Origin of the sequence: Bradyrhizobium sp. STM 3561 (assembly GCF_045571455.1) — a bacterium.
GTDB lineage: Bacteria > Pseudomonadota > Alphaproteobacteria > Rhizobiales > Xanthobacteraceae > Bradyrhizobium > Bradyrhizobium vignae.
On sequence record NZ_CP120696.1, the window covers coordinates 285,053 to 303,863 of the forward strand.

Annotated in this window: 18 protein-coding genes and 4 pseudogenes; 6 read left to right on the forward strand and 16 right to left on the reverse strand. The window is 61.6% G+C overall.

Features of this window, described 5'->3' with window-relative positions; all coding sequences use genetic code 11:
* Positions 1–954: 954 nt before the first annotated feature.
* From P6U28_RS40745 to mdcA, 8 genes are all read right to left on the reverse strand, one after another.
* Complete coding sequence (locus P6U28_RS40745) at positions 955–1,341, reverse strand: RidA family protein (protein ID WP_407123322.1); 387 nt, start codon at positions 1,339–1,341, stop codon at positions 955–957.
* Positions 1,342–2,116: 775 nt separating this feature from the next.
* Entirely contained in the window at positions 2,117–3,058 is a 942-nt protein-coding gene (locus P6U28_RS40750; protein WP_407123323.1) for an acyltransferase domain-containing protein, read from the reverse strand.
* Positions 3,058–3,906 (reverse strand): triphosphoribosyl-dephospho-CoA synthase MdcB, encoded by an 849-nt coding sequence (mdcB, locus tag P6U28_RS40755; protein ID WP_407123324.1) that lies wholly within the window; start codon positions 3,904–3,906, stop codon positions 3,058–3,060. Before mdcB ends, P6U28_RS40750 begins: the two co-directional genes overlap by 1 nt.
* Complete coding sequence (gene mdcG / locus P6U28_RS40760; RefSeq protein ID WP_407123325.1) at positions 3,903–4,550, reverse strand: malonate decarboxylase holo-[acyl-carrier-protein] synthase; 648 nt, start codon at positions 4,548–4,550, stop codon at positions 3,903–3,905. The genes mdcB and mdcG overlap by 4 nt, the downstream gene beginning before the upstream one ends.
* Entirely contained in the window at positions 4,543–5,283 is a 741-nt protein-coding gene (mdcE, locus tag P6U28_RS40765; protein WP_407123326.1) for a biotin-independent malonate decarboxylase subunit gamma, read from the reverse strand. The genes mdcG and mdcE overlap by 8 nt, the downstream gene beginning before the upstream one ends.
* Positions 5,270–6,184, reverse strand: a complete 915-nt coding sequence (locus tag P6U28_RS40770; protein WP_407123327.1) for a biotin-independent malonate decarboxylase subunit beta — start codon at positions 6,182–6,184, stop codon at positions 5,270–5,272. Before P6U28_RS40770 ends, mdcE begins: the two co-directional genes overlap by 14 nt.
* A complete protein-coding gene (mdcC, locus tag P6U28_RS40775; RefSeq protein ID WP_407123328.1) occupies positions 6,181–6,498 on the reverse strand; it encodes a malonate decarboxylase acyl carrier protein in 318 nt (105 codons plus the stop codon). The genes P6U28_RS40770 and mdcC overlap by 4 nt, the downstream gene beginning before the upstream one ends.
* Positions 6,499–6,505: 7 nt before the next feature.
* Positions 6,506–8,152 (reverse strand): malonate decarboxylase subunit alpha, encoded by a 1,647-nt coding sequence (mdcA, locus tag P6U28_RS40780; RefSeq protein WP_407123329.1) that lies wholly within the window; start codon positions 8,150–8,152, stop codon positions 6,506–6,508.
* Between the two features lie 193 nt (positions 8,153–8,345).
* Between mdcA and madL the strand changes: the two genes are divergently transcribed.
* The 3 genes from madL to P6U28_RS40795 are packed head-to-tail and all read left to right on the forward strand — an operon-like array spanning position 8,346 to position 10,258.
* The gene (gene madL, locus P6U28_RS40785; protein ID WP_407123330.1) at positions 8,346–8,780 is read left to right on the forward strand and encodes a malonate transporter subunit MadL; all 435 of its coding nucleotides are present in this window, start codon (positions 8,346–8,348) and stop codon (positions 8,778–8,780) included.
* Positions 8,777–9,541: a malonate transporter subunit MadM gene (gene madM / locus P6U28_RS40790; RefSeq protein WP_407123331.1), complete on the forward strand. Its 765-nt coding sequence runs from the start codon at positions 8,777–8,779 to the stop codon at positions 9,539–9,541. Before madL ends, madM begins: the two co-directional genes overlap by 4 nt.
* Positions 9,542–10,258, forward strand: coding sequence for a GntR family transcriptional regulator (locus P6U28_RS40795; protein WP_407123332.1), 717 nt, complete (start codon positions 9,542–9,544; stop codon positions 10,256–10,258).
* A 257-nt stretch (positions 10,259–10,515) separates the two neighbouring features.
* Here P6U28_RS40795 and P6U28_RS40800 read toward each other — a convergent pair whose 3' ends face one another.
* Complete coding sequence (locus tag P6U28_RS40800; protein ID WP_407123333.1) at positions 10,516–11,049, reverse strand: LysR substrate-binding domain-containing protein; 534 nt, start codon at positions 11,047–11,049, stop codon at positions 10,516–10,518.
* Positions 11,050–11,081: 32 nt separating this feature from the next.
* Positions 11,082–11,450: a LysR family transcriptional regulator gene (locus tag P6U28_RS40805; RefSeq protein ID WP_407123334.1), complete on the reverse strand. Its 369-nt coding sequence runs from the start codon at positions 11,448–11,450 to the stop codon at positions 11,082–11,084.
* Between the two features lie 2 nt (positions 11,451–11,452).
* On the opposite strand from P6U28_RS40805, the pseudogene P6U28_RS40810 reads away from it, so the two are divergent.
* Positions 11,453–11,634: pseudogene (locus tag P6U28_RS40810) on the forward strand (acyl-CoA dehydrogenase family protein); the annotation flags it as partial.
* 138 nt (positions 11,635–11,772) lie between these two features.
* Here the strand turns inward: P6U28_RS40810 and P6U28_RS40815 are convergent.
* From P6U28_RS40815 to P6U28_RS40830, 4 genes and pseudogenes are all read right to left on the reverse strand, one after another.
* Positions 11,773–12,066, reverse strand: a pseudogene (locus P6U28_RS40815) (LysR family transcriptional regulator); the annotation flags it as partial.
* A gap of 24 nt (positions 12,067–12,090) precedes the next feature.
* The gene (locus tag P6U28_RS40820) at positions 12,091–12,414 is read right to left on the reverse strand and encodes a 2Fe-2S iron-sulfur cluster-binding protein (protein WP_407123335.1); all 324 of its coding nucleotides are present in this window, start codon (positions 12,412–12,414) and stop codon (positions 12,091–12,093) included.
* Positions 12,415–12,420: 6 nt separating this feature from the next.
* Positions 12,421–13,650 (reverse strand): cytochrome P450, encoded by a 1,230-nt coding sequence (locus tag P6U28_RS40825; RefSeq protein ID WP_407123336.1) that lies wholly within the window; start codon positions 13,648–13,650, stop codon positions 12,421–12,423.
* 227 nt (positions 13,651–13,877) lie between these two features.
* On the reverse strand, positions 13,878–14,429 hold the full coding sequence (locus P6U28_RS40830; protein ID WP_407123337.1) for a MarR family winged helix-turn-helix transcriptional regulator: 552 nt from the start codon (positions 14,427–14,429) through the stop codon (positions 13,878–13,880).
* 155 nt (positions 14,430–14,584) lie between these two features.
* Here P6U28_RS40830 and P6U28_RS40835 point away from each other — a divergent pair, with 155 nt between their 5' ends.
* Complete coding sequence (locus tag P6U28_RS40835; RefSeq protein ID WP_407123338.1) at positions 14,585–15,751, forward strand: ABC transporter substrate-binding protein; 1,167 nt, start codon at positions 14,585–14,587, stop codon at positions 15,749–15,751.
* Positions 15,752–15,906: 155 nt separating this feature from the next.
* On the opposite strand, the gene P6U28_RS40840 is transcribed toward P6U28_RS40835, so the two are convergent.
* A complete protein-coding gene (locus P6U28_RS40840; protein ID WP_407123517.1) occupies positions 15,907–16,311 on the reverse strand; it encodes a transporter in 405 nt (134 codons plus the stop codon).
* Between the two features lie 25 nt (positions 16,312–16,336).
* A pseudogene (locus P6U28_RS40845) lies at positions 16,337–16,591 on the reverse strand (transporter); the annotation flags it as partial.
* A 685-nt stretch (positions 16,592–17,276) separates the two neighbouring features.
* Here P6U28_RS40845 and acs point away from each other — a divergent pair.
* Positions 17,277–18,751, forward strand: a pseudogene (gene acs, locus P6U28_RS40850) (acetate--CoA ligase); the annotation flags it as partial.
* Positions 18,752–18,811: the final 60 nt, after the last annotated feature.

The following is an 18,811-nucleotide window of genomic DNA, read 5'->3' on the forward strand; positions in this document are numbered from 1 at the left end:
CGGTTTCGCTCAAGCGGGCGACAGGTTTTGGCGCTGTGCACCCCCTAGCGGCAACGGGGACGCTCCTGACATGCCGAACGGTCGCTCCATCGTGCTGGAACGTCGACAGGGAGGGGCCGCAGCGGAGGGCTTTTGGTTCGAATCTCAGCGGCTTCTCGAGATCGAAAAAGGCGATAGGACGATCGTGGATTGAGCGAGTTTTCCCGAGCAGCCCAATGGGGCGGCCCGAACTTGAACCCGGCACGCCGTGCCGGGTTCACTTTTTTACGCTGATGGACGCGGGGGGATCGATCTCTTGCTCGCAAGCCCGGCCCTTTAGGGACCGCTTTAGGCCATCACCGATGCCGGCCATACAAGCGCGTGATTAACCGAACGCGCCTCGTGGGCCGTATTAGATGTTATCCCATCGGATCTTAGGAAGGGTTTTGGTGATCGGGCGCCACGGGTAGATTAGGCGCAGGTCTCGCCACGATATTTTAATGAACCAGCCAGCTCAGGTGTCTCAACCGGAGCAGATCAGATGTGGCGATAGGCGACGATCCAGATCAGGGAATCCAAGACGGCCGGCCCGCTGCCGACGAGACCGCTACAATTCGTGTCTAGTTCCTCGCGAAACCCGTTAGCGAAGCTTGGCTGCAAACGTCCATCAAAGTTTGGCTCCCGAGTTTCACCGCGATGCCGATCATGGTGATCGGACCGGACCACGTCGCGACGGTGCTCTTCCCGCGATCCTGGCGCACAAATTTCCATTGAAACTATTGCGGGCAGCGGTGCGGATCCCGGGATACCGAGAGAGCCTGCATGGCCTGCGTCGTTTCACTTGGACCCTGTTTGCGGGAGATAGTCTCGGAAGTCCGAGATCGATCGCACGCAGCCCTCGCGGATGATGTTTGAGTAGCGCGGCCATCCCGGGACGGGACGGCTTTACGCCATTGCCAATGGCGCCCGCAGAGATCAGCCGTCGTGGCCGATCACCGCAAGGATTTCGCACTCGATTAGCTTTCCCTGTTCAAGAGGGCGGTTGAGTGTCAGGCGTGCCGGCCTTGCATCGGGATCGGGGAACATCGCAACCCACACCTTGTTGATCTTTTCGCGGAGCATGCGATCCTCGACCCAAATCGTAATCCTCACGATGTCGCCGAGATGCCCGCCGGCCGCTTCGACGACCGCCTTGACGCCCGCAAACATGATGTTGCATTGCGCATCGAAAGATGGGGGGAAAGAGCCGGTCGCCGGATCACGCCCCGTGATCAGACTGGATGCCAGCAAATTTCCCACGATGCTTGCGGAAGGGATAGGGTTGGTGTGCGCGGCGTCCGGAGCGTGAATGCTTCGACTCATGAAAGTACTCCTTGTCTTCTACTGAGGCATAATTAACCTGTTAACAAACTGAGACCAAGAGGACTGGTGCCACAGGCGATGTTTGTAAGGATGGCGATCGATCCGGAGGCCGCCAAGACAGGTGTCGGTAGAGTAGAGCTTGCACAGCAAGTGTTAGGTCTTTTCCTCGTCGGGGGGCACAAGGTCTTCTAGAAGATTGAGGAGCAGCTCGACTTTCTGACGTCCCAGTCGGCGGTCGAGCTCTCGATCGGTGGCGCGGCCCTCGGTTGAACCTGGTGGATAAGATCGTGTCACTTTTTTGGGGTGATCGAGCGTAGCGAGACTCTGCATTATACGGGGCAGACTAGGAGCGGGAGCAGAACCGCCGAATCCACTGAAGGCTTCTTCCTGCTGGTCCCTGGTCCCGATAAGGCCCGCGATACACCGCAGCGTAAGCTCGGTGGGAGCCGGGCGAGTTATATTTGATGGTTGAGATGCTCGGGGAAGCCCTAATAGTCGCGGACCATCCCGGGAAGGCGCCGAAAATTCCCTCGTCTGCGGTGAGGCGTTGCTAAGGCGATCCGACGTCGGCCAGAAGGCCGCCGCTGACACAGCGAACTATGCGTTGGGGGACTAACCCTTTTTCATTGCGCCCGCTCCAAGCGACAGTGCTTCCATAAGCGCTTGAGCATAGATTGCCTCCTGCGTGCTTCCGCCAAGCATTTGGCGCGACGCGGCGGCTTGGTGACACTTTCGTAGCGATCAATAGCAAAATTGGCGGACGGCGGCCGCTCGGCTATGTTTGATCGCGCGCCGGCTGCTCGGAACTGACCCAACTCCGCAGACCCTGCACAGTACGAAATCCATCGGCTGCGTAGCAGCGGAGGTCCGGAAGAAAGGCCTGCGTCATCTCGGCGAGCGCATGTCCCGGACCGAGGTCCAGGACCCTGCTGACGCCCAGCTCCGCCAGGGTCTCCAGCGTCGCCGACCAGTCGATGGGGTGCGCGACCTGGCGGGCGAGCTTCGCTGTTGCACCGTTCGCGGAGAAGATGCGCTCGCCGTCACCTCCGGCGAGCAGGACTCGCTGGCTTCCGACCGGAAAGCGCCTGCTGGCGTCGAGCGCGTGTTGCAACGGTTTGCAGGCGCCCGCAAGCCGTGAGGTGTGCGAGGCGATTTTCACGGCGAGAAGGCCGCTGCGCGCGGCGCCTTGTCGCATGGCCTCCTGGCAGAGGTCGATCACGTCCTGCTCCGAGCCTCCGAGCACGACAAGACGTTCGGGGTTCCTGATCGCGATCTCGCAGCGGTATGTTTCGAGCAGGCGTTCGAGGGTGCTCTGATCGAGGCCGCGGACATAGCCGAGGCGACCATCCGGTCCCGCGGCGTCTTCCATCAGGCGGGCGCGCACATCCGTGAGACGCAAGGCTTCATCGGCTGCCCATATTCCTGCAACGCTCCAGGCCGCCATCTCGCCGACGCTGTAGCCCGCGACGGCGGTTTGCTCCGTCAGCAGGTCGGCAATGCAGGCGTGAATCGCGAGGGCCGATGTGACGGTCAGGATCTGGCTGGAATGATTCGCGGTCAGTTCGTCCGCACTGCGAGACCTGACGAACTCCCGGGGATCTTCACCGAGACAAGCCGTCGCCGCTACGAAAACCGGCTCTGCGGCCGGCTGGTCCGCGACAACATCAAAAATCTTGTCCGACAGCGTACCTTGTCCGCCGCAGAGCAGGGCAAGCATCAGAAATCCAGTCGATCGATGAACAGGGTCATGGCAAGCAGGTCAGCCGAGCCGCCGGGGCTCAGATTGCGCGCCACGAACGCGTGATGAATGTCCGCCGCGCGCCTGCGCCATTCCGGATGCCCGACGCTGCCCGCAGCGAGGAAGGCTGCCGCGCTGTCTTGCGCAAAGCGCAAGCCCTCCGCGCCGCCCCGGTGCAGCAGGTTGGTGTCGGTGACCTCAGTGATCAGCCTCATGCAGGTCTGAACGCGCACGGCTTCCTCGTCATGGGAGGCAAGCTTGCGCGCCGCATGTAGCGCGGGCAGGGCGATGTCATAGACCGACCGAAAGCCATCGGCAGCTTCCGCCCTGGCGCCGCCGGCGCCATAGCGCCGCGCGGCCACGGCGCCGTGGCTGCGAAGTGATGCCGGGCCGGAAAGGATGTCTTCGCCCCAACGTTCCGAAACCAGCCTGCCCAGCGGTTTGCTGATGCCGACGACGTTGCGATATCCGGCCGCGGCGCAGAGCAAACCCAGTCCGAAGATCGCGCCGCGATGGGTGTTCACACCTGAGGTCGCCGCCAGCATCGCGCGCTCCGCCGCAACCCCGATCGCGCGCAACCGCTCCATGCCGGCGCCCTCCGCGCCCGCGGCGGCGAGCTCGCCGAAGAACGGCGCCAGCGTTTCGGCGCTCCGGCGGAGGAGGGGGGCGTCCATGTCGCGATGCGAGCCGTTATCGACATGGCTGACCAGCCCCGGCTTCGGATAGGTCTCGACTTCGAGCTTGAGACAAAGCGATGCAAGATGACCGAGCTGCTCCGCACGGAGCGCGCGTTGCCGCGGCGCCTGCCATCTCAGCGCAAGGTTCATGATGCGGCGCCCGACAGAAACGCCGCGCGCGTGATGTTCGCGACGCCGGCCGGACTCTTTACAAGGACTTCGTCCTCGTCGGCGCCGGTCAGCTCCCGCCATTGCACGCCGCCGGCGGGCCCGGTGATCTCGCCGTCCACCCGCATCGGCGCCTGCTTGGCAATCCCGGCAATGTCGAACGGCAGAGCGTTCGCTTCTCTCGCTGATGACAGCGGCCACAGCAGGTCGAGGTCCGACCCCTCAGTCAGATAGGGAAGGCCGGTGAGGTGCTGCCAGGCCAGGCTGCCGAACGTGCGCGTCTCCGGCATAAGCTGAAGCAGCAGGTCGATCGTTGTGCGCCAGTGCGCAGGCGCTGCCGCGGCGGCGTCGGCCAACAAGGGGGGCGGGGCGGATGCGACGATGTCGGTTGCGGCGAGCGAGACCGCAATGCGTCGTTTGCCGTGGCTGGGCGGCAGTGGCAGGCCGAGCGGAATTAGTCCGGCGACGTCGCTGCATCCAGGCCGGCGCACGATGAGGGGACGGCCGGCGTGAACCCAGCCTGCGACCATCGGCTCGCCGGCAAGCTCAGGATAGCGGTTCATCACCGCGGTCCATCCGGATGCCGAAGCCTTCACCATGCTGTGGCGCGCGAGGGTTTTATCCATGTTGCGCGTCCTGATGTGCGGCCGCCGCGAGAGCGACCACGCGATCGGCGATCTCGGCTGCCTTGCGCCGGCCGCCACGCGCGGCGCCGAGACGGCTGCGATCGTCCTGTCTCTGCGGCCGACGCAGCACGGCGGCAAGCTGCGGCGCCAAGGGAGCGCTGTCGTCCCAGACGACATGAATGCCGCCCGTCATCACCATGTTGTCGAGCCCGGGCGCGAACACCGGCGTCGCTTCGGCCTTAGCCTTCAGCACATCGATCGACAGCTTGGTGACCCGCGCCATCGACGGCAGATCCATCACCGCGGGATGCGCGCCGGGAAGGGCCACCAGCGTGCCGGTGGCAAGCGCGGTGGCGATAAACGCGCCGGCCGCGCTGCCGCCATAGAGCAGGCCGACGGTGCGGTGTCCTTCGGCTTCCGCCAGCAGCAGCGCCTTGGCGAGATGCGACAGATACTCGCTGAGGCCAAGCAACTCATCGCGCTTGCTCATGCGCTGACTGGCGGAATCGACCAGAACCAGGATCGGCGCCCGATCGCCTGATTTCACGATCTCGATCACACGGCCCGCGAGCACGATCGCTTCGTCCACGCCGAGCGGCTCCCCTTGCGTGATGCCGAGCACATGGATCGGACCGCCGTCAGGCAGCGTCGCCTGTCCCGCGATCAGCACGCCCGTGGTTTCGATCTTGCGACCGTTCGGGAACAGGCTCGCCAGGATGTCATCGAGCGTCATCGGCGTTCTCCCTGTCGTTGGCGGCGCGAAGAAAGGCGCCGGTCGGAAGTGCGGGAACATCGGTCGGATCGTCGATGCCGAGCGTCTGCCAGATCTCGACGGCGTCCTCGGCCTCGCCGAAGCGCTGCAACCGTCGCTCGAGGCGCTTCTGTTCTGCTTCGAGAGTCGCCGCGTTGCAGCTTCGCTTGGTCCCAAGCGCTTCGATCGCGGCTTGCCGAAACGCCAGCGCCTCGTCGTCGACGAAAATGTCGGCGCCGCCGATCAAATAGCGGTGCTTGCCGCCCATGGTGCGCCAGACCAGCGCGCGGTCGCGCGAGTCGAATTCCTCGATACCCCTGTTGGTCTCGATCACTTCGGGGCCGCTGACGCTGAGCCGGCCCTGTTCGGAGATGATCAGGCGCGAGCAGGTGCCGGCGATCAGGCTGCCGCCGCCATAGCAGCCGGCGCGGCCGCCAATCAGGCCGACGACGTTAACCCCGGCGCGGCGCGCCTCGATCACGGCGCGCATGATCTCCGCGATCGCGAGCTCGCCCGCATTGGCTTCCTGAAGCCGCACGCCCCCGGTGTCGAACAGGATCACCACGTCCTGCCTGAGCGCGCGCGCCGCGCGCAACAGCCCGGTGAGCTTGGCGCCGTGGACTTCGCCGAAAGCGCCGCCCATGAAGCGTCCCTCCTGCGCGGCGACGAGCACCGGCGCGCCGTCCAGGCGCCCGCATCCGACGACGATGCCGTCATCGAACTGCTCCGGCAGGTCGAAGATCGCCAGATGCGGGCTGATCTCGCGTAGCTCAGGGCCGATGAATTCGGCAAAGCTGCCGGTGTCGACCAGCGCGTCGATGCGCTGCCGGGCGCTCGCCTCGTACCAGCTCAGCGCGACAGTGTTGGCTGTAACGGCTGTCATCGTTCCGGCTCCTCGATCTTGCGGACGCCTTGTGCGAGGCGGAGCGCAACCGTGTCGGGCCGGGCCCCGCCGTCATTGACGGAGATGCGCAAGCCGCCGGCCGAGCGGCGCGCGACGAAGTCGCGGACCACGGCGTCCCACACCGTGCCGAAGCCATGGGCCGCCGTTGCGATGTCGATGGTACAGACATCCGCCGGGAGGCTGCGCTCCAGCAGGACTTCGAGATTGCCTGACGCGACCACGCCTACGATCGCCTGCGTGCGGCTGCCGGCGGCGCGACTGGGCGCAGACAGTTTGAAGCTGAGCTTTTCCATGCAAACCTCACCAATTGCGGAAACGGCTGGGCGGGCGGTAGAGGCCGCCGGAGGCCAGCATGAGATCCTTGATCGAGCGGGCCGCGAGCAGATTGCGGTCGGCGTCGAGCGGATCGATGCCGAGATCTTCGGGACGCTGGATCACGCCGCGTTGCCTGAGCTGCTCGACCAGCTTCGTATCGCGCGCGCGGCCGATCTCGGTGTAGCCGGCAACGCCGCGGATGGCCTGCTCGCGCTCGTCCTTGCTGCGGCACATCAGGAGGTTGGCGATGCCTTCCTCGGTCACGAGGTGGGTGACGTCGTCCGAGTAGACCATCACCGGTGCCAGATCGAGCTTGAGCTCTCGCGCCAGATCGAGCGCATCGAGCCGCTCGACGAACAAAGGCGTGTTGCGCTCGCCAAAAGTCTCGCCGATCTGCACGACCAGCTTGCGGCCGCGGCGCAGCGCGGCGTTGGTATCAGGATCAGCTTCTGCGCCGGCCTTGAGCCAGGGCTCGCTCGGATGGCGGCGGCCGCGCGGATCGGATCCCATGTTGGGCGCACCACCGAAGCCGGCGATGCGGCTGGTCGTCACGGTCGAGCTGTGGCCTTCGAGATCGATCTGCAGCGTCGATCCGATGAACATGTCGCAGGCATAGAGACCGGCGGTCTGGCAGAACGCGCGGTTCGAGCGCAGCGATCCGTCGGGTCCGGTGAAGAAGACGTCGGAGCGCGCCGCGACGTAGTCCTCCATGCCGACCTCCGATCCAAAGCAATGGATCTGCTCGACCCAGCCGGCTTCGATCGCCGGAATCATCGTGGGATGCGGGTTGAGCGCGAAATGGGTGCAGACCTTGCCCTTGAGGCCGAGCTTCTCGCCATAGGTCGGCAGCAGCAGCTCGATCGCGGCGGTGTTGAAGCCGATGCCGTGATTGAGCCGGCGCACGCCGTAGGGCGCATAGATGCCCTTGATCGCGAGCATCGCCGTCAGGATCTGGGTTTCGGTGATGGCGGCGGGATCGCGGGTGAACAGCGGCTCGACATAGAAGGGCCTGTTAGCCTCGACCACGAAATGCACGAGGTCGCCGGGAATGTCGACGCGCGGCACCTTGTCGACGATCTCGGTGACCTGCGCCACGACCAGACCGTTCTTGTAGCTGGTCGCCTCGACCACCGTCGGCGTGTCCTCGGTGTTCGGCCCCGTGTAGAGATTGCCGTCCTTGTCGGCGCTGACCGCCGCGATCAGCGCGACGTTCGGCGTGAGATCGATGAAGTAGCGCGCGAACAGCTCGAGATAGGTATGGACGGCACCGAGCTCGATCTTGCCGCCGAACAGCATGCGCGCGATGCGCGCCGATTGTGGGCCCGAATACGAGAAGTCAAGTCGCCGCGCGATGCCCTTCTCAAAGATATCGAGATGAGTGGGCAGCACCACGCCCGACTGAACCATGTGCAGGTCATGAACATCCGCCTGATCGAGGCTGGCGAGCGCCGAGGCGAGGATGTCGGCCTGCTTCTGGTTGTCACCCTCCAGGCACACCCGGTCGCCTGACCGGATCACTGCCTTCAGAAATGCGGGGAGGCGGGGGATTGGGACGACCTTCCCCTCTGCGAACTGTCGGCCGGCCACAAGGCGCTCGCCGAGCGCGGCCTTTTGCATACCCCAATCGCTCATCCTGGCTCCTTGGCATGCCAAATTGGCTTTTACGCCTCCAAATGTATGCGTATTGCCTTCTGATGTCAATTAGTGTATGCATTTCCTACAAAGCGATCGAAATTCGCATACACAGGAGGGAATTTGACATGCGAATGCATACAGCTCGCCCACGCTTAGAAAGCCTTGGCCTCTCCCTTCTCGGGAGGCGCCCGTGACCGTTTCCGGCGTAGCGCTGCTCTCGATCTGCACGCTGTTGGGTGTCTTCCTGGGTGACCTGCTGGGCGTCGCCTTAGGCGTGAAGGCCAATGTCGGCGGCGTCGGCATTGCGATGATCTTTCTGATCGCGGCCCGGCTCTGGCTGGTGCGATGGAAGCTGCTTAGTCATGGTCTTAAGACCGGTGTTGAGTTTTGGGGCAGCTTCTACATCCCGATCGTCGTCGCCATGGCCGCACAGCAGAACGTAGTGGCTGCAGCAAAAGGCGGCCCAATCGTGATCATCGCAGGGATCGGTGCAGTTGCGGTGTGTTTTGCCCAGGTAGCCTTGATTGGCCGGCTCAGCGGCCGTGTCGAGACCATGGACGAAATCGAGGCGCGAGAGGCGCTCGAGGCAAATGAGCCCCATTTCAAGTCCGGGAGGATCGGATGACCATGTTATCTCACGTGCTCGCCGCAAACGCGCTGATCACCGCATTCGCCGCCGTCGGCATCCTGATGTGGATCTCCGGGGCGATCTCGAAATACCTCACCTTCGGCCGCATCCACGGCTCGGCGATCGCGATCATGCTGGGTCTCGTGCTGGCTTTTTTTGGAGGAGTTGTCACCGGCGGCGAAAAGGGCGTCGCCGACCTGCCGGCGCTGACCGGGATCGCTTTAATGGGAGGCGCGATGCTGCGGGACTTCGCCATCGTCGCCACCGCGTTCGAGGTCGACGTTGTTCACGCGCGCAAGGCCGGATTGATTGGTGCGGTCGCGCTCGGACTGGGAACGGTCGTTCCGTTCATTCTGGGCGTTTTCGTCGCGGCCGCCTTTGGCTACACCGACGCCGAATCGCTGACCACGATTGGCGCCGGAGCGGTCACCTACATCGTCGGGCCGGTCACTGGGGCCGCGATCGGCGCATCGTCGCCTGTCATTGCACTCTCGATCGCCACCGGTGTATTCAAGGCAGTGATCGTGATGATTGGCACCCCCTTCGTCGCGAAGATGATCGGCCTCAACAATCCGCGCAGCGCAATGGTCTTCGGCGGCTTGATGGGAACGGTCAGCGGCGTCTCCGGAGGGCTTGCGGCGACCGATCGGCGCCTGGTGCCATACGGCGCGCTGACTGCGACGTTTCACACGGGCCTTGGATGCCTGGTCGCGCCGTCCATCCTCTACTTCACGGTGCGCGCAATCATAGGAAGCTGAATGACAGGTCTGTTCAAAGTCGCAGCCGAAGCCGAAGACGATGGCGGCCTCCTCTCCGATCGCATCCGCAATGCGCTCACCGACGAGATTACGTCCGGTGCGCTCGTTGCCGGTTCGGCCTTGGAAGAGCAGCAGCTTGCCGACCGCTTCGGAGCTTCCCGCACGCCGGTGCGGGAGGCTCTACGGCAGCTCTCCGTTAGCGGATTGGTGGAGGTTCGGGGGCGTCGCGGGGTCGTGGTGGCTCGGATGACCCCCGAACGGATCATGGACATGTTCGAAACGAGCGCTGAGGTAGAGGCCATGTGTGTCCGCCTCGCGACCTATCGCATGACGCCGCTGGAGCGCAGCCGCCTGATCGAGCTGCACGAAGGTTCGCGGGCCATGGTCGAGGCTGGTGACGTCGATGCCTATGATGCCTTCAACCGAGTGTTCCACGAATGCATCTATAGCGCGACGCACAATTCGTTCATGGCCGAGCAGGCCCAGGACGTCCGTGCGCGGCTAAGCGCCTTCCGCCGCACGCAGTTGCGGCAGGGTGATCGCATCCGGAAGTCTCGCGACGAGCATGATGCCATCATGCAGGCAATCGCCGAAGGCGACGGCGAGACGGCCTCACGTCGGATGCGTGCGCATATGCTAAACGCCGCCGCAGCGCTGCGGCGTTATATCGAAGATCGCATCAGACCCGTTGAAGGGCCTGAGCCCGACAATCCCTAACAGTGGCAGTCTCGCGCATCGCTTGAAGCAATCAGGGCAGGTGCACGCCAAGGCGCATTTTCTCAATTCTACAATCTTAAGGAGATACAGATGGCTGATAGCAATTCCGCCGTGGCTGTCTATGACGTCCCGACCGAGTGGTCAAAGCGCGCTCCCGATTCCGGAAGAGATAATTGCACTTCTAAGGCGGGCGGTTTAGACGTGAGATGCGCAGGCAACTCCGTGAGCGCTGCCACGCGCGCCCCAGCGGGCTTGCATCAGCTCCGCCGATCCCTCCTTCGCATTTGGCCAGACTCGCGAATACGACCAGGTGACTTTTCGCCCGAGTCCGCATTTCTCAGCTTCAGGAAATCGATTAAGGCACGCAGTGCCCCAGACATGTGCCGCTGTCTCGGGTAGTAGAGGAAGAATCCGGAGAGTGGCTGGCACCACTCGCCTAGTACGCGCACCAGGCGCCGGTTGCCGATATACTTCATCACCAAGCTCTCTGGAAGACAGGCGAGGCCCGCGCCCGCCAGACATGCCTTGAGCATCAGGTCGGTGTCGTTCAACGTAAGGGAACTCGCCACATCAACGTCAAACGGGCCCTGAGGCCCGTCAAAATGCCAGCGGTGAAGGGCCCCACTATTACTCCAGCGGTAGTTTATACACGAGTGATGTCGGTGGTCCTGCGGACTCTGCGGCCGCTCGCGGCCGGCGAAATATGAAGGCGCACCGACCACCGCGAAACGCAGGTGCGGCGTCAGCGGTACAGCAATCATGTCCCGCTGAACGTGTTCGCCGATACGCACTCCGGCGTCATAACCTGCCGCAACTACATCCGTCAGCGCGTCGTCGGTTCGAGATGAATATCTGGGTAGGCTTTGACTAAGCGCCCGAATACCGGCGCCAGCACGATCTCCGCCGCGAATCGGGACAGGTTCAGGCGAACCCTTCCTGAGGGTCTGGAGTGGAAGGCCCCGACTTCGGTGACCGCAGTCTCGATCTCCCCAACCGCCGGAAACAGCCGATCGAAAAGGGCCTGCCCGGCTTGGGTCGGTGAAACGCTGCGCGTCGTGCGATTGAGGAGTCGTGCTCCGAGCCGGTGCTCCAATTCGCGAATGGTGTGGCTAAGGGCGGACGGTGACAGGCCGAGCCGCCTGGCGGCGCGCCGAAAGCTGCGTTCCTGCGCAACGGCCATGAAAGCGGTCAACTCTTGCCGTCCCGAACATGGCCTGCCAGATCGTCGACGGGCGATTCAGGCCCATGGCGGCGGAGGCACCAGTAACGATTTCGGGCTAGCGGCGGCCTATGCGACGGCGCGTCTGCTGCGGTTGGCAGACGGCCCCGACGAAGTTCATCGTAATCAGATTGCTAGGCTGGAACTACGCAAGTAGAGCGCCGTTCGATAGACGAGTGGTCCGATCCATAAAACGCCGCGCCGCTCGACGTGAAGAGAGAATGTGTGATGTGAAGAGAGAATGTGTGGAGACACCTCATCTCATGCGTTCGGCACGGACCTGAAAATCGGACTCTCAGGCGCCTTGTGTTCGCATGCGTTTCGCTTCTTCGAGCACGACCTTCCGCAGCCAGATGCTGCCGGGATCACTGTTGTGTAGCGCCGGACATTGGATCGCTTCGGTGAAGGCGGGAAGTGACATTGGCAATCCGACAATGCGCAGCGCCGTTGTCTTGGCGAAATATTGCGCCAAACGTCTGTGCATAGTTGCGATACGCTCGGTTCCCAGCAGGATCTGCGGGATCATGCTGAAGTTCTGCACGCCGACCTCTATCCAGCGTTTAATGCCGTGCTCGAGCAACAGCCGCTGCGAGGATCACAATAGGTGCCTGGCTCACGTCTGCCGCTCAGGTACGTTAATCACGATCTGGTCTAGATCGGCGCTCATTCTGATCTGACAGGAAAGGCGGCTGTTGGGCTTCCTTTCTGTCGCGGTGCATTCGAGCATCTCGTCCTCCACCGCGTCAACCGGAGGTAATCGATGAACGAAATCCTCGGCGACGTACACGTGGCAAGTTGCACACATGGCCGAACCACCACACTCGGCAACGATGCCATCGACGCCATTTGCTTTCGCGGCATGCATGACGCTCATACCCACAGGGGCCTCCACGTCGACAACTGAGCCATCGTAGGCATGATAGATGATTTTCGGCATGATCCCTCAAGCAGGAATGATACGTACTGGCAGACTGGAAAGGGAGCGGAGAGTGTTGTTGAGACGGCGAACTGGTTCGCCAATGATTTCGATCGCCTTGATGCGTTTGATCATCGCCGTCAGGACGACCTCGGCCTCCATTCGAGCGACCATCTGCCCGACACAGCCGTGGATGCCCGTTCCGAAACCCACATGGCCCGCCGTGGAGCGGGTGATGTCAAAATGCTCCGGTTTCTCCCATTTACGCGGATCCCGATTGGCCGAACCGAGGAAGAGCAGCACCTTGGATCCGTCTGGGATTGTGGTCCCTCCGATTTGCACGTCCCGAGTCGTCGTGCGGAAAAATGTTTGAACGGGAGATGCCCAACGCAGCAATTCGTCGAACGAAGGACGAATGAGTGTTGGGTTCGCTCGCAACTTTTGCCATTGCTCTGGATAGAGCGCGAAACCGTGAATGGATGAGCCGATACCAATGACCGTGGTGTCCAACCCTGCCGTTAGCATGGCGCGCACGAGCACTGGCGCCTCGTCAGGCTGAATCTCGCCGCGATCGAGGGCTTCATAGACTTGGGCGCCGAAGCTGCCTGGAGCCAGCAGATCGCGTGCACATTGAGCGTATATCCAGGAGACGACCGGTTCCGCCTCTTTGATCGACTCCAAAAATATCTCGTTGCGCGGTCCGAACGAGTTGAAGACCATGTTGCCGAAGGGCAGGAGGTTTTCACGCCCTTCCTGACCGATCCCAATGGCGTCCGGGAACGCCCAGACCGGGAATACACTCGCCAAGTCCTTGACAGCGTCGAACGTCTCTCGCTCCACGAGCTTGTCGACCAGCGTATCCGCTCTCTTCTGCCAGTCCTCACGAAGACGCCGCATGTTCGCGGGACTAAGTATCTTGCTCATCACTGCGCGGGTGCGCGTGTGGAGAGGGGGATCGACCTCGAGGAGCAGGCTGGGGGGACGCCAGGCCTTCTTCTTCCGAAAGTCATCTATGCCTACGCCCGCGGCGGACGAATAGGTCTGCCAGTCCTGCATGGCAGCGTACACCTCGGCGTAGCGTGCCATACCCCAGACTTGGTAGCGCTCGAGCCAGACTACTGGTCCGGCATCGCGAAGCTCTTCATGGAAGGGATACGGGTCGGTCAAAAACTCGCGCTCGAACGGGTCCACCCGAGAGACTGGGCACCTGACGCCTTGTTCTGAGCTGAGTTCGGCTTGCAACTGGGCCGTCGACATGCTCGTCCTCCCTTTTTCCTTCATCTTCATTAGGGAGGTGGCGCGGACAGCAGACGGCGAGAGCCGTTCCAGCTCGATGGCACTTCCTTCCCCGTCGCTGGCTTCTTGCCCAGCTGACGAGCAAATGCTACTGTCAGTCAGTTGGCATGTCAACTCACTTTGAGTGCACGTATGAAGAATGGCGTGGTTGACAGGGGACAGGGGAGTTGTCGCAGCCGTCCGGGGGCTCAGGATTCGGGCGGGATTTCGACATCCCCGTTCACGATGTCGATGCGCATAAGCATTTTCTTGAGCGCCCGGATGAGCACTTCGCGCTCTTCGGGGACGAGGTCAGCAGTCAGCCGTCTTTCTCTTTCAAATGCGACTTGAACCATCCTATCGTGCAGTGCGGATCCCTTATCCGTGAGAGCGACTTCCAAAAAGCGGCTGCGCAGTTTGCTGGAGCGAACGCGTAGCAATCCGCTGTCCTCGAGTGTTCGGATCGCGCGGCTGACGGCCGCCTTGTCGATCGCGATGACTTGGCAAATACGGTTCGGCGAGATCCAGGGCTGAACTGCGAGAAGAGCCATGCAACGCCATTCAATCACTCCGACTCCGAAGTGCTTCCGATAGATCTGCGACGAACCATTTGTGAATTTGTTCGAAAGCCACACCAGCAGGACCGGTATGTGTCGATCGAGGTCCAGCGTCAGCCGTCCGTCCACTCGACGGGATCCCTCCGGATCGCGAAGCTTCCTCACTTGTCCGCTCAGCCTCTTTTCAGGCCTTTCGATCTGCATTGCTGGTTTTCTTGCCATCTGGCCGCCTCGTCGAACGTCGACGCAATATTGCACGCCAGGTCGTAAGTCTCCCTGCGTTGTTTGACAACTCCCGGCATTGAGTTGATAATTCAACTCACAATCACGAGCACCGTAGAGTGCGCAGGAGGAAACAGATGTTGCAGTTCACCGGATTCGTTAGACCGATACTACCTTTGTGCATAGCGTTTGGATTGATTTCGCTACCTCACGTTGCGCCGGCCGCGGAAACTACAGTCAAGATTGGGGCGTTTTTGACGACTACAGGGCCCGCCGCCTACCTCGGCGAGCCTGCAAAAAAGACGATGGAGGCCGAGATCGCCCGCATCAATTCAGGCGGGGGGCTTCTCGGAAAGCAGCTCGAACTCGTTCTCTATGATGATGGAGGAGCTGCCGACAAGGCGGTCGGTCTCGCCAAGCGTCTTATCGACAACGATAAGGTAGATGCTTTGATTGCGGGAAGCACGACCGCAACCACCATGGCAGTCGCACCGCTCGCGGAAAAGATGGGGATGCCCTTTATTTCATTCGCGGGTGCCAGCGTAATCGTCAATCCCGTGCGAAAATGGGTATTCAAAGTCTCTCACACTGACAGAATGGCGGCCGAGAAGATCTTCGCCGATCTCAAGCGGCGTGGCCTGACCAAGGTCGCGCTTCTCTCGGAGGATTCAGGTTTCGGCAAAGCCGGACGCGATCAAATACTGGATGCAGCTTCAAAGTCCGGAATTCAGATCGTTGCCGACGAGATCTATGGAGCCAAGGATACGGACACCACGGTCCAGCTCACCAAGATCCGGGGCAATCCCGAAGCGCAAGCCTTATTGATCTGGGGGTTTGGTTCGGGAGCCGTAATCGCCGTCCGCAATTACAGGCAGCTCGATCTGCGGCTGCCAATGTATCAGTCGCACGGCGTCGCCTCTAAGGAGTTCATAACTATGACTGGCGCTGCTGGCGAAGGCATTCGCATTCCCGCAGCCGCCGGCATTGTAGCCGACAAGGTGGCTGCCACCGATCGTCAGAAATCCGTGGTAATGGATTATCAGCAGCGGTACGAAGCGCAATACAAGGAGCCCGTATCTGCGTTCGGCGTCAATGCGCTCGATGGGGTTCTTTTGTATGTCGATGCGGTTAAGCGTGCTGGGAGCTTCGATAAGGAAAAGGTCCGGGACGCGCTTGAGCAGACGCACGATCTTGTGGGAGCAAATGGCATCTTCAATATGAGCGAGAAAGACCACAATGGTCTGTCGTACAATTCTCTCAGACTTCTCGAAATCGAGAAGGGCGACTGGAAGATCGTCGATTGAGGCGCCGACCAACCCACACATAAATTCCTCCCGAGCGACCCAGTAGGGCCGCCGGAACTTAAACCCGGCACACACTGTGCCGGGTTTTCTTTTCCCGCAAGAGACCTTCAGATTTCAAATGAGCGACTTGCTCGGGAGCTCTCTGGCCTCTTTGACTATTTATGCAATCGCGGCATGACCGGCGCGGCCGGTTCGTCGGGGGCCCATATCCGGTAGTTCAGCTGAGCGAAAATCGAAAATCCTTTAGGCGCCATGGCGGAGTCAAATCCAGGAGGGCCCGCTGTGCCGCCTGACGCGGTCGACGAAGGCTCCTGAGTGCCCCAGACGTTTACGCTAACGGGCCCGAAGTCGTGGCCAACCAAACCGCCGACGGCCCAAACATTGTACCGGCTCACATTTGTAGCGAAGTTGTAGAACGAACTTGACCGATCGTTGGTCACCTGCTCGACGTAATAGGCGACAGGACCAATTGTCCATTTTCCGATTCTCTTCGTTGCAGTGAACTCCGCATGGAAAACGTCGCCGCTGCGATAATTTGTAATGCTGTTTGCCGTGTTGATTTCTTGGAATACGTTTGGCGGTTAGGTTCCAGCCATCCTTCAGGTAGGAGAAAACCAGATTGGGTTGGAAGGTCCACCATTGATTGCCGACGTTGGTGAGCCCGGCAGGTCCCTGTTGCGTACCCGTTGGCGCGTAAATTCCGAGACCTGCTTTGACGAAGAACCCGCTATCGCCGAGCCGCCAACTCATTCGCAAAGAATGCGTTATGCATTCCGGCAGGCGCGGCATTGAATGGGCTTCCAACGCTTTCCGATAAGAACGGAATAACGGCGACGGCATCGTACGTTGCGCCAAGAAACGTCATCCAGCCACGTACAGGAAGCCCTGCGCGGCAAGGTCGGCCTTTAAGCCCGTCTGCGCGCCGCCAATATTGGGCGCACCCGGACCACCCAGCTTCGATTGGTAGGTCAGCAGTTGCGTAAAGCCGTACAAACCTGGCGGAGGTGCCGCTGCGGCAGCTCCCACTGCTCCGGGATCTCCGAATTCATGTGCATGCGAACTGCTCGTGATTGCCGAAGCCTTCAGCAAGCCTGCGACTACCGACTTTGTATTTTGCGTTCATGTATTTCCATCCCCTCTATGACCGCGTGGTCGGTAGGTCCGCCAACGCTACGTGGTTGTTTGTTGAAGCAATTGGATTGGAGAGCAATTCAGTTCACGTATCAACTCGCTGGGGCAGAGCTATTCTTTAAAACTCTGCGAAGAGTTAGAAAAGAAACATGGATACAAGAATTTGTATTCTAGATACTACTTTGCATTAACTTAGAATTACATGAGTCAGTTCGAGCGTGCGCTTGCGACGGCCGTAGACACACACCAGGTCCAGGCTCGCTCATGAACTCACAATGCCGGCGCTCTCAAATGCCTTGCGGATTTTTTCGACCGTATCGAAGTGTGCACAAATCGGTCCGCCTAATCCCTCGAGGCGCCTTATGGTCGAGATCGCTACACCAGCGTTGCATGCGTCTTCGGCGGCTTCTCGCCGGACTCGCTTGCGGGCCGTATCGAAGGCTGCGGGTCGAAGGTCGTCATCACGGCGGATGAGGGACTGCGCGGCGGTCGCAAAGTTGCATTGAAGTCCAATGTGGACGAAGCCATCGAAAAGTCCGGCGACGCCGTCAAGTCGCTGATCGTCGTCAAGCGCACCGGCGGAAACGTTGCGTGGAACGCCGGCCGCGACGTCTGGTATCACGAGGAGACAGCCAAGGCGTCCGCGCATTGCCTGCCCGCGGAGATGAAGGCGGAGGACCCGCTGTTCATCCTCTACACCTCGGGCTCGACCGGCGCTCCCAAGGGAGTTGTGCATGCGACGGGCGGCTATCTCGTGTTCGCCTCGATGACGCATCAATACGTCTTCGATTATCACGACGGCGACATCTACTGGTGCACCGCCGATGTCGGCTGGGTCACCGGCCACAGCTATATTTTCTACGGGCCGCTGGCGAAGGCGCGACCACGCTGATGTTCGAGGGCGTGCCGAACTACCCGGATAACTCCCGCTTCTGGAACGTCATCGACAAGCACAAGGTCAACATCTTCTACACCGCGCCGACCGCGATCCGCGCGCTGATGCAGTCGGGCGACGAGCCCGTGAAGAAAGACATCGCGCGCAAGCTTGCGCCTGCTCGGCTCGGTCGGCGAGCCCATCAATCCCGAAGCCTGGGAATGGTATCACCGCGTCGTCGGCGAGGGGCGATGCCCCATTGTCGACACCTGGTGGCAGACCGAGACCGGCGGCATCCTGATCACGCCCTTGCCCGGCGCGACCAAGCTCAAGCCGGGCTCGGCGACGCGGCCGTTCTTCGGCGTGGTCCCCGAGATCGTCGATGCCGAGGGCAAGACGCTGGACGGCGCGACCGAAGGCAATCTGTGCATCGCCAAATCCTGGCCGGGCCAGATGCGCACGGTCTATGGCGACCACGCCCGTTTCGAGCAGACCTATTTCTCGACCTACAAGGGCAAGTACTTCACCGGCAACGGCTGCCGGCGCGACGCCGACGGCTATTACTGGATCACCGGCCGCGTCGACGACGTCATCAACGTCTCCGGCCACCGCATGGGCACCGCCGAAGTCGAGAGCGCGCTGGTGGCACATGAGAAGGTGTCGGAAGCGGCCGCCGTCGGCTTCCCGCACGACATCAAGGGTCAGGGCATCTACGCCTATGTCACTTTGATGCAGGGCCAGGGGCGAGCGAAGCGTTGCGCAAGGAGCTCGTCGCCTGGGTGCGCAAGGACATAGGCCCGATCGCCTCGCCCGACCTGATCCAGTTCGCGCCGGGCCTGCCGAAAACCCGCTCCGGCAAGATCATGCGCCGCATCTTGCGCAAGATCGCCGAAGACGAGCCGGGCAGCCTCGGCGATACCTCGACGCTCGCCGATCCCGCTGTCGTCGACGATCTCGTCAAGAACCGGCAGAACAGGAAGAGCGGGCCGGCTTAATCGGCGACGAACATCGGTGCGATTGTGATCCGGCATGCGCCACTGACCCGCGCAGCCATT

Coding starts and splice junctions, on each gene's coding strand:
- P6U28_RS40745 (WP_407123322.1), bottom strand. CDS start 1,341: ATGAGTCGAAGCATTCACGCTCCGGACGCCGCGCACACCAACCCTATC.
- P6U28_RS40750 (WP_407123323.1), bottom strand. CDS start 3,058: ATGCTTGCCCTGCTCTGCGGCGGACAAGGTACGCTGTCGGACAAGATT.
- mdcB (WP_407123324.1), bottom strand. CDS start 3,906: ATGAACCTTGCGCTGAGATGGCAGGCGCCGCGGCAACGCGCGCTCCGT.
- mdcG (WP_407123325.1), bottom strand. CDS start 4,550: ATGGATAAAACCCTCGCGCGCCACAGCATGGTGAAGGCTTCGGCATCC.
- mdcE (WP_407123326.1), bottom strand. CDS start 5,283: ATGACGCTCGATGACATCCTGGCGAGCCTGTTCCCGAACGGTCGCAAG.
- P6U28_RS40770 (WP_407123327.1), bottom strand. CDS start 6,184: ATGACAGCCGTTACAGCCAACACTGTCGCGCTGAGCTGGTACGAGGCG.
- mdcC (WP_407123328.1), bottom strand. CDS start 6,498: ATGGAAAAGCTCAGCTTCAAACTGTCTGCGCCCAGTCGCGCCGCCGGC.
- mdcA (WP_407123329.1), bottom strand. CDS start 8,152: ATGAGCGATTGGGGTATGCAAAAGGCCGCGCTCGGCGAGCGCCTTGTG.
- madM (WP_407123331.1), top strand. CDS start 8,777: ATGACCATGTTATCTCACGTGCTCGCCGCAAACGCGCTGATCACCGCA.
- P6U28_RS40795 (WP_407123332.1), top strand. CDS start 9,542: ATGACAGGTCTGTTCAAAGTCGCAGCCGAAGCCGAAGACGATGGCGGC.
- P6U28_RS40820 (WP_407123335.1), bottom strand. CDS start 12,414: ATGCCGAAAATCATCTATCATGCCTACGATGGCTCAGTTGTCGACGTG.
- P6U28_RS40825 (WP_407123336.1), bottom strand. CDS start 13,650: ATGTCGACGGCCCAGTTGCAAGCCGAACTCAGCTCAGAACAAGGCGTC.
- P6U28_RS40830 (WP_407123337.1), bottom strand. CDS start 14,429: ATGCAGATCGAAAGGCCTGAAAAGAGGCTGAGCGGACAAGTGAGGAAG.
- P6U28_RS40835 (WP_407123338.1), top strand. CDS start 14,585: ATGTTGCAGTTCACCGGATTCGTTAGACCGATACTACCTTTGTGCATA.